Source organism: Marinobacter halophilus, from assembly GCF_003007685.1.
Lineage (GTDB): Bacteria > Pseudomonadota > Gammaproteobacteria > Pseudomonadales > Oleiphilaceae > Marinobacter > Marinobacter halophilus.
On record NZ_PXNN01000015.1, the window covers coordinates 1 to 15,380 of the forward strand.

Consider the following 15,380-nt stretch of genomic DNA (forward strand, 5'->3'; position numbering starts at 1 on the left):
TGGGTAATCCCCCCGAAAAACAACGGTGATCAAAAGTAGAATTTTCCGTAAGCTACACGCAGGGAGATTCTGCATGAAGAAGTCACGTTTTTCCGACAGCCAGATCTTGTCGATCCTGAAACAAGCCGAGAATGGTGTACCGGTGCCGGAGCTGTGTCGTGAGCATGGCATGAGCAGTGCGTCGTTTTACAAATGGCGGGCTAAATTCGGTGGCATGGATGCGTCCATGATGGCCCGCTTGAAAGAGCTGGAGGATGAAAACCGCCGGCTCAAGAAGATGTATGCCGAGGAACGGTTGAAGGCTGACATCCTCAAGGAAGCCATCGAAAAAAAGTGGTAAAGCCGTCTCGTCGCCGTGAGATGGCGCAAAAAGCCGTTAATGAAAAGCGCGTCAGCATTCGGCTGGCGTGTTGGATGTTCAGCATCAGCGAGACCTGCTACCGCTACCAGCCCAAGCTGAGCAGCGAAAACGCCGAGATCGCGGACTGGCTGATCAGATTGACCCACAACCAACGTAACTGGGGGTTTGGTCTGTGCTTCCTGCACCTGCGCAATGTGAAGGGCTTCGCCTGGAACCACAAACGGGTCTATCGGATTTACCGTGAGCTGGAACTGAATCTGCGCATCAAGCCCAAGAAACGCCTGGTTCGTGAAAAGCCGGAGCCACTGGCTGTGCCGGAAATGATCAACGACAGTTGGTCGATGGACTTCATGCACGACCAGCTCAACGACGGACGCAGTTACCGGCTGCTGAATGTGATCGATGACTTTAACCGCGAGGGGCTTGGCATCGAAGTGGACTTCTCGCTTCCGGCAGAGCGGGTTATCCGGTCACTGGAGCAGATCATTGAATGGCGGGGTAAACCGCGTTCTATCCGCTGTGACAACGGACCTGAGTACATCAGCGGCAAGCTGGCAGCGTGGGCCGAACAACGAGAGATCAAACTGGCGTTTATCCAGCCGGGCAAGCCGCAGCAGAACGCCTACATCGAACGCTACAACCGAACGGTCCGTTACGATTGGCTGGCACAGTATCTGTTCGACAGCACCGAAGAAGTTCAGGACTATGCCACCCGCTGGCTCTGGCACTACAATCACGAACGACCCAATATGGGACTCGGAGGAATTACTCCTCAACAGAAGTTGGCCATGCTGGCCTGAGGTCTACTTTTGAACCCCGTTAAAAATGGGGGGATTACCGTTGAGGAGAAGTTTCAGGTTGGGTTCAAAATGTGCAAAGTAGAAAAGACTGCTGAGAAAGCGGTCAAATCATGGGAGAAAGGCGGTCAGGGACAGAGTTGATCCACCGATGAAAGTATTATGAGACTTAGTCTCTGAGAGAGGGAATCATCTTTTGTTCATTTCACGGTTTCAGCCTCGAGTACGCGGCGCAGCGCTTTTCCTTCTCAAGAAATTTTCCTATCACGGCCGAGTCTCGGTCGCCGGGTTCTACCCCGTTTGTTCTGCGCCGTATGGAGAGGTCCTAGGATTATTCTATGGTCTTTTCATCCACGTGACACGTCCAAGACGAAGACGTCTATGCGTCCTTTAAGTCCGTGATCGAGAAGCTCTTCAATGGCCGCTTTTAGTTGACTGGCTGTCTCCAGGCCATGCCGTTTCCGACCCTCGACTTTCTCCCAGGATCCAAACCAGAAGATTAAGTAAATGCCCTGGCCCTGAGCTGCCGGATGAATAGCATAGAGCTGATCGAGTTGCATCGACGCGGCGGTATACAGATCCTCGTGCCACTGTCCTTTTGCCTCGATGGGAAGCATTAATTCCTTGCCAGAAAACATTTTGATTGCTGAGATGTCGCAGCGATTTGCGCTCTTAACCTGGTCTTCGATTTCGATCTTAATACCTTTGGATTGAAGTTTGATTGAAAGGCGATCCGCAACTCGTTTAGAAGCCTCAACTTCTCCGACCCTCCTATCGCCATTGTAAAAGAGATTGCCTGTATCAAATTCACCGCCTGATATTTCTCCCTGAATTGATTCGAGCTCTCCCAGCACCAGTTGCCTGAGGCCTTCAACCGTAACTACTTCATCTCGGTGAAGGACATTGAAAATATCGGAGGGAGACGGCGGACTATAGTCTCTAAGCGCGATCGTGCGATAAGCGCCACTTTTCATCGTTTTGAGCTTCTCCCGAAAACATTCGAAGCGCTTGTCAGCTTGAAGCTGGTCCAAGACCAACAAGCTGCTCTCCGGGTGGTCATTTGCTATCTGCCAAACCAGATCATTCAAAAGCCTGTAGGCTCGCTCTTCTCTCGGACTATCAGAACCCCAATGGCTGGGTAAGTGCACCGCTGGCCAGTCGTCAATGAACGATTCCAGAATTAAACGTATTTTTTTGGCGCTAAGGCGTGGCCAGGACGTAGTCCCGGTTCTCATTAGCCCGCCGAACAGCGACTCAAACTCGAAAATAAGGTCCTGATCGCTTGAAAGCCAATCTGACATGAGCGGATGGAGGTCAGGTACAAAGTAAAGATGCCGTAAGCACCAAAAAACAAGTTCTGGCTCTCGTGGAGTCCGGTCGCACGTACTAGACCATGCCTTCAGAAAGTCATGCGTTCGCTGTTGAACCCGGCCGACTAGCTCATCTATGCGACCAGCCTTCAAAGCAGCGTCAAAGAGGCATTCCAACACCCAAGTATCGTCGCCGCGATAGTCGTCGAGCCACTCAAGAGCAAGCGGACCGGCAATGGACGAAAACATCCGATCATCACGAAGCAAACGAACTCCTTCCGGCCTCGAATCGGGACCATGGCTATCCAGCTGTGTTTTGACGAACCGAATCAAATAGCTGCGCTTGTCTGCATCGTTTCGGAACAGGCGAGCATCTGCCTCTTGACGGATTTGAGACCACTCTTCTTCTTGGACGCTATCGAATCTTAGATCGATATTCGCCCTAAGTATTTCGAGGGCTTGGTGATCGAGCGTTTCGAGTGAACCGGTCTCCCGGAATATCTCAACACTTGATGCCATCAAGATCCTTTCCGCTGGCAAATACCGACCAGTGCAATGAAGGTTTGCTGTTTCCGCTAGGGAAGGTAGATGAGGTTGAAGATGAAGAAGACAATTGATGAACGACCGGCGAATTGCTTCGAGATTTCCGAAGCGCCTTTCTATCTCCTCAGGATTGTGAAGGTAGAAGGTAGCAATATTCCCCAGGAAACGGAGATTTTTCCCGGATTCAACTAAATCGCGATCACGCTCCATAGCCGCCCTATTCCGCGCCAACCGCTTTTCTTGTTTTGCTCGGGACTTGCGGCTTTTCCTCTCCCATCTTAGTTGGTTTTCTTCCCACCATGCCTTGGATTCACGCTCCAACTTATACCAATGGCGCATGAATTCACTGGTCTCAGCGGCTTGTAGGCGCATTAGACGTCTAAGCTTTGATACTTCCTGAAAATTGCCGCATGTTTTAGGGAGGGCTCTCGTGTGGAGAGCACGCCATAAACGCATATTGCCTACGGCAAATGCATGGCGAGCCAAGACGACCGAGTCCTGAGCTTGTAGCTGAATACCAGAGTGGATGTGAGGATGGAACAAAAACGGGTTGAGAAAAGGTTCGTCGGTTTCGGAAGCAGTTCGATCATCACAGGCTATTTTCAATAGTTCCTGTCGAAGTGAATGGTTCTTCTGAAGTACGTCCGTCGCCTTACTACGCTGTCCATCGATATCGTTGTGGAAATTGAGGTTTCGGATCCAACGATAAATTCTGGGCGCCTCGATATCAGCATGCTCGCTTTCAAAAAATTGATCGAGCAAATGCCCGATAATCTTGCTGATACCGTCACTGCAATGGCACTCAAACCGGTTTTTGGCACCGCACGTGCAGTGGAGCTCTTTGCTCAGCTCGTCTAAGAGCCAAGCAACCTCTTTACCCTCGAGAGAGTGGATATATCGTGTGATGAAAAGTCTGGAACCTACGTTGTCATCCGCTCTCAATGCATCATCGTTTGAATAAAGACCGGCGGAGCTAAATAGAAGCGCCTTCTGTGATTCTCGGCCAAACTCTTGGCTGCCGAGTTCCCTGAAAAACATGGCACATAGTTCGAGAGAAATCGCGTCGCCTCTGGCTATCAAGTCATCTAAGTTCGACTTGTGATCACGGTTGTTAATAGCGACGAGGCAGTTAGCAGCGAGACGGCGCAAACCGGCCGGCTCCGAGACATCAAGCATCAGGTTGGTAAGATCCCGGTCCAGTTCAGTTGCAGCAGGCGCTCCTTCCAATAGATCCAGCACTAGAGCTCTGACTTGGATACCAGCATTTATATCAAACAATAACTCGCGAACTGGCTCCTTGAGATCGGCCGAGAAAAAACCCGAAATGTTTAGCGATCGCCATACATCACCACCACGGAAGTAGGGATCATCATCCGCTTGCTTTCGCAGCGCATGAAGTAAGTATATTTTTGAGCGCGTAGTTAATCGGGAAGGGTCCCCGTTTGCTAACACTGCGTAAGGAGCGAGCTGTATCGCTTCCCGCTGTATGCTTTCTCCGCCAACGGCAGCGAGCCAACCTAAGAGGCCTCGCAATTCTTCGCGCACAACGGAATTGGGGGCTATGAGGGCAAAACACTTTTTTAGTGATAATGGATCAGATGGATCATCGATTCGTTGAGCAAGATACTCGGCCGCACAATATTCCTCGACAACCCGGTGTACTGGACGGTGAGAATTCTGATCGTCAGTTGGGACAAACAATCTTGAGTCCAGGACACAGTTAGGGTTGTGTCGGGAAGAGGACACAATACTTTGCAGACGGGGGAACAGATCCGTCTTTAGCGTATCCGCAATGCTAATGCCGACCGCGCCCGAAAGTAGAAGTACAGTAAAAGCTTCTTTAGATATCTCGATTTTTACATCAGACGAAAAGCCATTTCTCTGTGGACGTTGCTTATTTGCCTCAAAGGCGAGCCTCTCAACCGCGTCATGAAAGACCTGCCTCTTGTCAACAAAGTTGCCTTGGCTTTCCACAAAGGCTTCAGAGAACAGTCTAAGAAAGAGCGGGTTGCCGAGAAGCGGAGCAAGATCGAAGGCATCTACAGCTTGTAGGAACTTCGAAAAATCCTGTTCGGGGAAGAGATGTCCAAAAAATGCCTGCTGCTCACTCTCTGAAAGAGCATTCAGATAGGTAACATAAGGATCTGTCGCGAAGCATTCTTTGACAAGGTGGGTGTTTGACTCTTCCCACTCGCTAGATCGACTGGCGAAGATAACCTTCTCAGATTGGGTTTTACTGGCCTTGAAAATAAGCTCCTCGAGCCCTGACTCGTTGAGCCTTGCAACTTCGTCAAGCCCATCGAGGACGAGGAAATCACATTGACGTGGTTCAGTCTCAAGCTTGAATAATCTGGCAGCTTCTGACTTTACCCCCAATTGAAGCCCTAAGCTTTTAAGAAGTTCGGACTTTCCCGCACCGGGCTCTGCGAGAACGATAATGACAGAACTGCTCTTAAGCAGCTGTTCCTCGGTGAGGCAGTCACCCTCATGGTTCAGTGTTCGGGGTAAATAAAATTCTTCACTCATTTTAAAGCCTAGCCTGCCTTTGAATTAGGCCCATTTTGGCTGACATATAGCCCCAATGAACAGACTGGAAATCTGCCCAAATAGAAATCTCCCGATTATCCCCTCTTGAGCCGAGCGCTATTGTTGAATGGATGGGAAATGTTCGCTTTTGTTTAGGTGCTCCGGTCGCAAAGCGGACATTCGGATCTAGTCGCAAAGCCCACGTTTCAGGCTCGGCGTGTCGTGCGCACTGGGGTAAGTCCACAGCCGTTTTAAAACCGTCCGTGGAAACGGGGTAGAACCCAGCGCCTGATAATTTCAAGCAAGCTAATACCCGCGCATTGCTCTTATTTTCTAAAAATTCCACCCATGCAGTCATAGTACCTTCACCCACGGTAAATCTTTTTGTATCAAAACCGTCACGCAGATCCACCAATCTCTTAACGTAGTCCCACAAACATCCATATGGACGGATAAAAAATGCGATTATTTTTGTTATTTTTAATTGTGCTTGGTGTGGCTGGTTGTAATGATTCATCGTCGGAAATTTCCGATGTAGCTGTTGAAACGCAGGATAAACGATCTGACAACACGGACAACGAACCACCGGTTAAGGCTGTTTCTTCACTCAAGGTAGGTCTGCTGCCAGATACTCAAGGCGGCGGTGACAATGTTTCGGTACATCCGATGGAAGCAGTACTGGCCAAGCTGGCTGATGAAGGAGTGAATATCGTAATCCCGGTAGGCGACCTCACTGACCACGGCACTACCCGGGAGTTCGAGCAATGGATCGGTATCGCGGAGAAATACCGAGATCAAGGTATCGAGTTCCTACCTTTGATGGGCAACCACGAAGACAGTTATGCCTATACCGTCGAGTGGATCGAAAACATGAAGGATTACATCCCAGCAGATGCCGTCCATATGAGTGGTGCGGAGTACCTGGATTACTACGTTGTTCGTGACAACGTTCTGATCATTGCGCTGCGCTACTACCACTTGCCGGTGGCCTTTCAGTGGATCAAAGGTGTCGTGGAGCAACACCGCGACGAAGTTGATCATGTTGTGATTGCCAGTCACGACGGCCTGATCGGTGCGAAGTACGGGGAAGCGCGCGAGATGATCGTGGAAGGTATTAAGAATGATGACAGGTTGCTGCACCAGTGGGACGATATTCGCGCCTTCTTTTCCAAGCACGATGTCATCTGGGTTCAGGGCCATGAGCACCAATACCAGCGGTCTGTCATCAAGGCACCGGTTGGCATTGAAGCTACCTCCTGGATCAGGGACGACCGGAATTATCGTCTGCCCCAGTACACCCAGATCATGTCTGGCAATGCTTCCTATAAGGGCTACGAGTTCCGTTATGGCGAGCGGGAGTTGGTACAGGCCATTATTCAGCAAAAAATGAACACCATGAAAAATGGCTCCAATGCCTTCGATGCTAATGCCGGTCTGCTTACCTTCACTGGCCAGAGGATCGACTACGCTAACTGGTTCGCCGAGCACACGGTCACCTCCAATGAAGATGGCCCGAGGGAGCTGGAAAGCGCAGATTGGACGCTTCTCGATCGGTTCTCCCGCACCACCGATCGCTGTGAACGTCTGATTTATCCAAACTCAATACCAGATAGCACCCGACCGGTCATGGTGTTCAATCCGGGCTATCGCACCAACGAGTGCTTTGCAGCCGATGGCAGTGTCGCCAAGTTGCTGGATGGCTTCAATAACACTTTCAATCGGTTAGAGAGCAGAACTCGCAGTCTGGGCTGGACCCAAGGATTCAGCCGCGCAGAGAGCCAGAACGATCTGATTCGTCTCGGTTACCAGTATTTGTTCCAGTTTCACCAGCGCTGGACGCCCAACCTGAATGGCAACAACCGCTTGATCCCGAACATGGATGATATCTCCGAGGTTTATATTCCCGAGACCACTATTGATTTGAAAGAGCACCTCACTATGAGCTGGGCTCCCGCAGAAAAAGACACACGAAGTGAGGTGATGATCATCAGCGGAACTCAGGGTCAGACCGGCACATTCAGCAGTGCCTACGGTGCGCCGAAGGATATCGAGACCGACAGTGGCTTACCTGGCAGCCAACCGGATGGTACTGCTAAAACGCCCGTGACATTGCCCCCAACTGCTACCAAGAGCTGGGACCTTGAGCAAGCTGTTTCCGATACTTATGTGGTGCAGTTTGACGCGCCAAGAGGAAAAAACTACGAAAGACTCAACCTGGGCATCAAAACAGCTCAAGGCGACTGGGCTCCTCTAACAAATAGTCAATGTCTGGTAGAAGGTGCGTATTCCAGTCAGTATCTTCAGGAGCCTCCTGTAAGGAATGCAGGGTGTAGTGACGCACCATTGATTGGCTATGACAGCAACTATGAAGGCCGCTGGTGGGCCTTAATGAACCAGGATGCAGAACTTGCGCTGGTCGTTGATGACTGAATCGACTTTACAAGGAGTGTTGGCTGAATAACACATGTTCTGCGACTGGTAAGTGAACTCGCCAGTTGCAGAATCTGGCATTCTGCCGATTCATACCTGACGTAGATATTGCGTCGAGTCGCCCCAGGGAACCGCCCCCCGAGACACTCACAGAAGCGTACGTGAACCTCTCAGCTCCTAAGGCTCTTCTTATCCAACCCTATCCATACAGCAGCGACCAGTGTGCAAACAGCCAGAGGTTCTGTCGAGTGAAGCTGTATAAAAGTAGGTACAGGCATGCGGTCGATGGCGGAAAGGTCTGACGGGAATGGTCGCTTTTGTTTAGGTATTGCCTGTGATGCGGGATGGTCGCAAAGCGAACATTCAGAGGTAAGACCGAAAGCCTTCTTTTGAGGGGCGGCAAAGCGTCATGTTTGTCCCGGTAAGTCCAGCCTCTTTTTAGGAACGTGCGCAGTAACCGGGTAGAACCCCCGTCACCAATCTCCATCGGATACTTCTCGAACCACTCTGACAACTGCATGGTCCGGCACTTCCCTGAGTTGACGAATCAGGAAGGAAATAGCGATGACCCTTAGATCAACACGGACCGTGAAATCTGAGGAATTAAAGAGGTATGGCGCGTCGGCTTTTATTACACCTTGTCGGCAAAACTTTTTACCTTTCGTATAGAGACGTCCTTTAATCCTCTGAAAGAACGAGAGGCTAACTAGGCTGGTCTGTGAATTGCTTAAAATCCGCGAGGGTCACCGTAACTCAGTTGTTGTATGTCGAGTGCAGGGAAGCTTGAGCCTTCTTCCGGCCCAGAGGTGATGTGCTCTGAAGTGCTGTTCGTTCGGAACACGCTGTATTGCTTCTATTCCAAATTGAATCAATAAAGCGTCTGACATTGTTCGCAATGTCTTTTCAAGCACGAGGACGGAAACCATGATATTTAAATTTGCATGGCGTGGCCGGAACCTATACCGACTTGCGCGATTCTCTCTTTTACGAAAATCCTACCTTGCTTTCATTCTCTCTCTGTTCAGCCTTTTCCTGCCCGGCGTTTCCTACGCCGAGGGGTTGGTCAATGGTGGTTTCGTGACGGGTGCGATCAGCACGTCGGGCGAAGAGGACAGCTATACATTCACGGGGGATGCGAATCAGTACGTCATGTTGCATGCCGTTGAGACCGACGATACGGCATTCCGGCCCCGAATTTCGTTATACGCGCCGGATGGCAGCTATCTGACCTATGGCCAGGGTACCCAGGTGGCAGAGATTAACAGCTTCAGGCTGCCTCAGTCCGGTACCTACACAGTTCTGGTGGAGGACTGGAGCAGTGGCGGCGCAGCCACTGGAGACTATGAGCTGCACTTTGCCAGCGCTCCTGACGCCAACGAGCATGGCTCCTTGGCCAATGGCGGGCTGGTAACGGAGACTATCTCAGTCGGTGATGTGGACTCTTATACGTTATCGGTGGAGGCAGGTCAGTTTGTGACCATTCATGCCGTTGATATCGACGATACGGCATTCCGGCCGCGGATTTGGTTATACGCGCCGGATGGCAGCTATCTGACCTATGGCCAGGGTACCCAGGTAGGCAAGATCTTGAACTTCCAGGTCCCACAAACTGGCACCTACACAGTTCTGGTGGAGGACTGGAGCAGTGGCGGCGCAGCCACTGGCAACTATGAGTTGCACTTTGCCAGCGCCCCTGACGCGAACGAGCATGGCGCTCTAATACAAGGTGTTGCAAAAACTGAGACGATCACAATGGGCGATCTGGATTCCTATACCTTCGAGGCGTCTGCCGGCAGTCTGGTCGATCTTTCGCTAAAGGATGTTAACGATACCGCTCTCCGCCCGATTTTCTATCTGTATGGCCCAACGGGCGACTACCTCACCTATCGCACAGGGAACGAAGAGGCGGTATTGGAGGGGTACCAAGTAGGAACGACTGGTACTCATACAGTGGTGATCTCCGATAGCTCGTCTGGTGGTGCCAGTACTGGCGACTACCAGATTCTATTGGGCCTGGAAGGTGGTACCAGCAACTCTGCACCCGTTGCAGAAGCAGGAGCGCCGATTTCCGTGGCGAAGGGCGAAGTCGTCGACCTTGATGGCTCGGGATCCGTTGATACCGATGGAGCTCCACAGCCCCTGACGTATGCCTGGGAAATTGCCGTTGTACCCGAGGGTAGTCAGATAACAACCAACGATCTCTCATCGACGGATCAGGCCACAACGTCGTTCATGCCGGATGTGGGTGGTGTGTACGTTGCCTCGCTGTCTGTGTCCGACGGTGAGCTTGAAGACACTGACACTGTCACCATCACGGTTGAGAACCAGGCGCCTGTAGCTTCGGTGGGCTCTGATCAGCAGGTACTGGTAGGCCAGACAGTCACTTTGGATGGCTCCGGTTCTTCCGATGGTGATATGGATCCGCTCGACTACAGCTGGACCCTGGAATCGGCGCCAAGTGGTAGTTCTGTCACTGATCTGACGAACGCTGATACTCCTGTCGCTTCCTTTACTCCAGACGTGGCGGGGCTTTACGGAGTCAGTCTGGTGGTTAGCGACGGCGAAGCGGCGAGTCAGCCTGCGAGTATTACGATCACTGCCAGCGAAACCAACGTTGGCCCGACTGCTGTTATCGACGCGCCTGCCAGTGTTTATCTGGGTGATGTAGTGCCACTGAACGGCGGCGACAGCTTCGATCCCGACGCAGGGCCGGACTCGCTGACCTTCGAATGGACCCTCCAATCTGTGCCCGCCGACAGCGACCTGACCGCTGTGGATATTGCGGGTCGTCTGACTCAGGCAGCCTTCTTCACCCCAGACGCCGCAGGATCCTATGTGGTTCAGCTAACGGTGAGTGACGGAGACGCGATTGGCAGCACAACGGCCGAAATCCAGGTGGGCATCAGCAACCAGGCGCCGATCGCGGATGCCGGTAGCGATCAGTCCGCCATCGTAGGTGACACGGTTTCCCTGGATGGCAGTGGCAGCAGCGATCCCGACAACGGTCCTCTGGGCCTGACCTATCAGTGGTCCTTTGTCTTTATCCCTGCGGGTAGTGCACTGGTACAGGGCGACATCATGCTGTCGAACTCCGAACTGGCGAGCTTTATGCCTGATGTGCCTGGCAGCTACGTGCTGGAGCTTGAAGTGTTCGATGGCGAGATGTCGGCCACCGACAGCGTCACCATTACCGTCGAGGGCGAAGCAGGTCCTATGGCCTGTGATATGAACGGCGATGGCAAGGTGGATATATCGGACATTTACGCGATCATGTCCCTGGCCAGAACCGCTGCGACGGGACCGGATGACCCCGCCGACTGGAATGATGACGGCGTGATCAATGTGCTGGATGCTCGCGGATGTGTCCTTCAATGTGATGTGCCCGGTTGTGGCTCATAACAAAAAACCGAAAAGGAAATCAGGAGATGTTTATGAAATACACAATAGCGAAGGCCGGGCTGGCGGCCGGTTTGTTGATGGCCGCCCAGGTAGGGTGGGCCCTTCCCATGTTGTCATTCACTAGCGCCCAGAGCGATATTGAGCAGACCTACCAGCTGGGTGATACCGTTAGCATGGATGTCTGGATATCCGGTCTGGACCCCGCGTCGGGCGGTGGTCTGGGTGGATTCAATCTGAGTGTAGGCTATGATGGTGCCGTGACTGACTATAAGTCGACAGTGTTTGGGGACACCTTGGCGGAGTATTCGTTTTTCCCGCCAAGCGCCTCTGAAACAGGCAGTAATGGCGTGGATCTTGACGGTGTCGCGTTGGCAGGCGACCTTTCGGATCAGCCGGAAGCCTTTGAGTTGTTCACTCTGGAGTTTTTGGCCGCCAGTGTTGGCACCAGCTCACTGACCTTTGGTTCCGTATTATTGTCAGATGCTTCTGGCGACCCACTGGTTAGCGGTACCAATTCGGCAACCCTGAATGTGGTGGCACCGCCGGTGAAAGTGTCAGAGCCGGGCTCGCTTGCCTTATTGATGATTGGCCTAGCTGCGGGTGTGATCGGCAGGTACCGAAGCAGGTCTTCTGCGGCATCTGCGTGATGAGTATTCGGGCCTGAAACGAGAAAGGGCAATGAGTTATCGCTCATTGCCCTTTTTCAAAAGCCTGCCGCAGCAAAGATAGGAGCAGCTTCAGGCACAACTGTGCGCCCACTAAACCGCCAATGAACATCAGGATGATGCCTCTCATATTTCCTCTGCGCGATGCACTTGAACCCGCCGATACTCTAATCGCAATCGATTTTTCACAACATCCAGATTGACCTTCAGCAACAGCTTGCCAGTCAGCTTCTCGGGCAGATCAATGCTCAGACTCATACGTTGCTCGAAACTGCCTGCTCTCATCGCCTGTGATCCCACTACGGCGATAAACGCCTCGTCAAATAGGAGCGTTTTTGGCGCTTGCAGCGATATCGACGCCAGAGCCTGGCCTGTCAAAAGACCTTTGATGCCAACCTATTGGAACTTAGGTCTTTCCTCAGCTTCGATACAACTGAGGAATTATCCAACGAATCCTCGACTGCAACGGCAGAACAAAATTCCACAACCACATGGCTCATTTCGCCTTCATCATACTCAAACAGCGCAGTACCAAATCCCCTCACCGCCGCCACATCACCAAGCGTGTGACGGCTCACACCTTTCGGCATGCCTTTGCGACAGAGTTATTGAGATCGGGGAGCGATATCAGGACGGTTCAGGAAATTCTCGGGCATAGCGACATCAGGACGACAGAAAATTATACCCACATTATTGGTGATCGACGGGCCGAAACCGTCAGCCCGTTTGATCGGTTACCAGATTCTTAACTGGCTGGTTTTTACCGTTCGAGGCGGAATAAAAGTCAGAAATTTGGGGCGTCGCGAGCGTTCGCTTTTGTTTATTAACGAACCTTTGGCAAATCACTCCAGCACGTCGTATACGCCGGCGACAAATGCCCCCGCCGCATCGCATAGGCCGCAGGCCCTGCCTCTCTCGCCATGTAGACCGTAGCCCGCGATTTTCGGTTAATGGCATCCATCACCGCCATCAGGCGTTCCGATCTGCCGTTGTCTGGTGCCTGCCCGGCAGCGGCTTGGAAGAGATCCTCTTGAACCCCCGCTTCTTCCACCATTTCGCCCAGCATGACGCCGGCCTTGGCGTAATCAAACCCTTCGCGATACATCGGTCGGAGCAGATTCAGGGCCTGCTGCACAATAACCCGGGAGTCCTGGGTGGGCTGGATGAGCTTCACACTGCCACTGCGTGAGTACTGCGGTGCTGTGGCTTTGAACGCGTTGGTTCGGATGAACACCATCAGCTCTCCGGCATACTGCTGGCCTCCCCGAAGTTTCTCGGTCGCACGTGTCGCAAAGTGCGCAACGGCTTCCTCCAGGTCGCTCAGTTTCTGCAGGGGCTGACCAAACGATCGGGAGCACATGATTTGCTTCTTTGGGGCCGGTACATCCTCCCACGGCACACAGGGCACACCATTGAGCTCCCGGGCGGTGCGTTCCAAGACGACAGAGAACTGTTTTCTGAGGGTCGCCAGATGGGTATCCGCTAACTGTAACGCCGTGACAATGCCCATGGCCTGAAGCCTGGCACTGAGTTTTCGCCCGACGCCCCAAACCTCCTCAACCGGCACCCGAGCCATCAGTCGCCGTTGCCGGGCGGGGTCTGTGAGGTCTACCACACCACCGGTGGCCGGATACTTCTTCGCAGCATAGTTAGCCAACTTGGCCAGTGTTCGCGTGGGGGCAATGCCCACACAGACGGGCAAGCCGACGTTCTGATGCACGGTGTTCCTGACCTCTCGGCCAAAGTCCTCGAAGGACACTACCCGGTCAATGCCGGTGAGGTCCAGAAAGGCTTCGTCAATCGAGTACACGTCCACCCGTGGGGCCATGGCTTCGAGTGTGGTCATAACCCGTCGGCTCATGTCGCCATAGAGGGTGTAGTTGGAGGAGAACACCTGGATGCCGTACCGGCGAATTTCCGTTTTGATGTGATGGACCGGCACGCCCATCTTGATCCCCAGTGCCTTGGCTTCTTTCGAGCGGGCGACCACGCAGCCGTCGTTGTTGGATAACACGACCACAGGCGTATTGCGCAGATCCGGACGGAACAGCTTCTCGCAGGAGGCGTAGAAATTATTGCAGTCCACCAGCGCGAATACGGCCTGATCCCGGCCAACCGATCTCATCCCTACCCTCCCCGCTTCATTGACCGGATGACGTTGGTCACCACCCCAAACACTTCCATCACCATGTCACCCTCAACCGTAATGGGCTCGTAGGCGGGATTGCGCGGAAGGAGGCGCACCGGTGGTGGAGTCAGGTGCAATTGCTTCACCGTCATCTCGCTTTCCAGGCTAGCGATGATTGTGTCGCCGTGCCCGGCCCTCAGTGACCGGTCCACCACCAGAACATCGCCGGGATAGATGCCCGCCTCAGTCATGGACTCACCCTGAACCCTAACGAAGAAGGTGGCAGCAGGATGCTGAATACACAGCTCGTTCAGATCAATGGTCTTCTCAATGTAGTCTTCCGCCGGCGATGGGAAGCCAGCCGAGACCCGCTCCAGAAACATCGGGATGTTCAGGCGTGAGACGGATTCGTAGTCACCAAGCAGAATGCAGGACATGCTTTACACCGGATACTGGTTGAATATACAGTATTTTGGCGAGACAATATCAGCGGGTCAACCCATCATTGGGCACAACGCCCTATACTCGGAATAGTGCCGCTGCCAGGACGGCGGGAGGAGTCTGTATGAAAAGCGTAATACTGATGTTTGTAGGCGGCTTATTGGGCAGCCTAATCGGGCCGGTAGTGGCACTGGTGGGTGTGGCAGCCGGTTACGTGGTTGGACTCGCCCCGACGCATTCGGTTGTCCTGAAGCCGAGTGAGGAACACTCGCACTGTCGTTAGCTTCCGCCAGCTATCTGTTGCCGGCAACGACAGAGATGCCTTGAGCACCAAATCCATATTGCCTAGAATGGCGCTCTTTTCATTTAATGCAGGTCACTAGCATGAACGATACTAAATCGCTGCCAGCCTTACCGGATCGACTTTCAAGAAACCCCAATAGCCCGCACCACGTAGCAGAAGTTTTCGAGCACGACATTGGTATTCTGCTCAATGGCAAAGAGCGCACCAATGTAGAGGAATACTGCATCAGTGAAGGTTGGATAAAAATCGCCTCGCCCAAAGCGCTGGATCGTCGCGGACAGCCGCTTCTGATGACTCTGAAAGGAAAGGTTCAAGCCTACTACGATTAAACAACAAGATGTGTTTCATCGCCTGATCGAGGCCTTTTGGGTTTATCTGGATATTTTTTGCATGAGAAACCCAGCCAAATTCAGGCGAGTTAGTCTATTGAAATTCAAGGGTAAAAATGGAGGCGCGGGTCGGAATCGAACCGGCGT

Annotated in this window: 10 protein-coding genes and 1 pseudogene; 6 read left to right on the forward strand and 5 right to left on the reverse strand. The window is 52.6% G+C overall.

Annotated elements, in window-relative coordinates; all coding sequences use genetic code 11:
* Positions 1-73: 73 nt before the first annotated feature.
* A protein-coding gene (locus tag C7H08_RS12370) for an IS3 family transposase (protein WP_106672347.1) occupies positions 74-1,161 on the forward strand; the annotation gives its coding sequence in 2 pieces (ribosomal slippage) (positions 74-326 and positions 326-1,161; 1,089 coding nt in all).
* 344 nt (positions 1,162-1,505) lie between these two features.
* Here the strand turns inward: C7H08_RS12370 and C7H08_RS12375 are convergent.
* Positions 1,506-5,537, reverse strand: a complete 4,032-nt coding sequence (locus tag C7H08_RS12375) for an NACHT domain-containing protein (RefSeq protein WP_106672350.1) — start codon at positions 5,535-5,537, stop codon at positions 1,506-1,508.
* Position 5,538: 1 nt separating this feature from the next.
* Positions 5,539-5,949: a hypothetical protein gene (locus tag C7H08_RS18110; RefSeq protein ID WP_133169831.1), complete on the reverse strand. Its 411-nt coding sequence runs from the start codon at positions 5,947-5,949 to the stop codon at positions 5,539-5,541.
* Between the two features lie 47 nt (positions 5,950-5,996).
* Between C7H08_RS18110 and C7H08_RS12380 the strand changes: the two genes are divergently transcribed.
* The 3 genes from C7H08_RS12380 to C7H08_RS12390 all read left to right on the forward strand — a co-directional run bounded on the left by C7H08_RS12380 (position 5,997) and on the right by C7H08_RS12390 (position 12,013).
* Positions 5,997-7,967: a metallophosphoesterase family protein gene (locus tag C7H08_RS12380; protein ID WP_106672352.1), complete on the forward strand. Its 1,971-nt coding sequence runs from the start codon at positions 5,997-5,999 to the stop codon at positions 7,965-7,967.
* A 924-nt stretch (positions 7,968-8,891) separates the two neighbouring features.
* Positions 8,892-11,366, forward strand: coding sequence for a PKD domain-containing protein (locus C7H08_RS12385; RefSeq protein ID WP_106672355.1), 2,475 nt, complete (start codon positions 8,892-8,894; stop codon positions 11,364-11,366).
* A gap of 32 nt (positions 11,367-11,398) precedes the next feature.
* Entirely contained in the window at positions 11,399-12,013 is a 615-nt protein-coding gene (locus C7H08_RS12390) for a hypothetical protein (protein WP_133169832.1), read from the forward strand.
* A gap of 144 nt (positions 12,014-12,157) precedes the next feature.
* Here C7H08_RS12390 and C7H08_RS18195 read toward each other — a convergent pair whose 3' ends face one another.
* Complete coding sequence (locus C7H08_RS18195; protein WP_165793963.1) at positions 12,158-12,316, reverse strand: hypothetical protein; 159 nt, start codon at positions 12,314-12,316, stop codon at positions 12,158-12,160.
* Between the two features lie 269 nt (positions 12,317-12,585).
* Here C7H08_RS18195 and C7H08_RS12395 point away from each other — a divergent pair.
* Positions 12,586-12,780 (forward strand): annotated as a pseudogene (locus C7H08_RS12395) (tyrosine-type recombinase/integrase); the annotation flags it as partial.
* A 74-nt stretch (positions 12,781-12,854) separates the two neighbouring features.
* Here the strand turns inward: C7H08_RS12395 and umuC are convergent.
* Together umuC and umuD are read right to left on the reverse strand one after the other, a co-directional pair.
* The gene (gene umuC / locus C7H08_RS12400; RefSeq protein ID WP_106672359.1) at positions 12,855-14,156 is read right to left on the reverse strand and encodes a translesion error-prone DNA polymerase V subunit UmuC; all 1,302 of its coding nucleotides are present in this window, start codon (positions 14,154-14,156) and stop codon (positions 12,855-12,857) included.
* A 2-nt stretch (positions 14,157-14,158) separates the two neighbouring features.
* Positions 14,159-14,596: a translesion error-prone DNA polymerase V autoproteolytic subunit gene (gene umuD / locus C7H08_RS12405; RefSeq protein ID WP_106669736.1), complete on the reverse strand. Its 438-nt coding sequence runs from the start codon at positions 14,594-14,596 to the stop codon at positions 14,159-14,161.
* Positions 14,597-14,984: 388 nt separating this feature from the next.
* Here umuD and C7H08_RS12410 point away from each other — a divergent pair, with 388 nt between their 5' ends.
* Complete coding sequence (locus tag C7H08_RS12410; RefSeq protein ID WP_106669735.1) at positions 14,985-15,233, forward strand: DUF3297 family protein; 249 nt, start codon at positions 14,985-14,987, stop codon at positions 15,231-15,233.
* Positions 15,234-15,380: the final 147 nt, after the last annotated feature.

Excerpts from the sequence above, each read along its gene's own strand:
- C7H08_RS12375 (WP_106672350.1), bottom strand. The coding sequence starts at position 5,537 with ATGAGTGAAGAATTTTATTTACCCCGAACACTGAACCATGAGGGTGAC.
- C7H08_RS18195 (WP_165793963.1), bottom strand. The coding sequence starts at position 12,316 with ATGAGAGCAGGCAGTTTCGAGCAACGTATGAGTCTGAGCATTGATCTG.
- C7H08_RS12380 (WP_106672352.1), top strand. The coding sequence starts at position 5,997 with ATGCGATTATTTTTGTTATTTTTAATTGTGCTTGGTGTGGCTGGTTGT.
- umuC (WP_106672359.1), bottom strand. The coding sequence starts at position 14,156 with ATGAGATCGGTTGGCCGGGATCAGGCCGTATTCGCGCTGGTGGACTGC.
- umuD (WP_106669736.1), bottom strand. The coding sequence starts at position 14,596 with ATGTCCTGCATTCTGCTTGGTGACTACGAATCCGTCTCACGCCTGAAC.
- C7H08_RS12410 (WP_106669735.1), top strand. The coding sequence starts at position 14,985 with ATGAACGATACTAAATCGCTGCCAGCCTTACCGGATCGACTTTCAAGA.
- C7H08_RS12390 (WP_133169832.1), top strand. The coding sequence starts at position 11,399 with ATGAAATACACAATAGCGAAGGCCGGGCTGGCGGCCGGTTTGTTGATG.
- C7H08_RS12385 (WP_106672355.1), top strand. The coding sequence starts at position 8,892 with ATGATATTTAAATTTGCATGGCGTGGCCGGAACCTATACCGACTTGCG.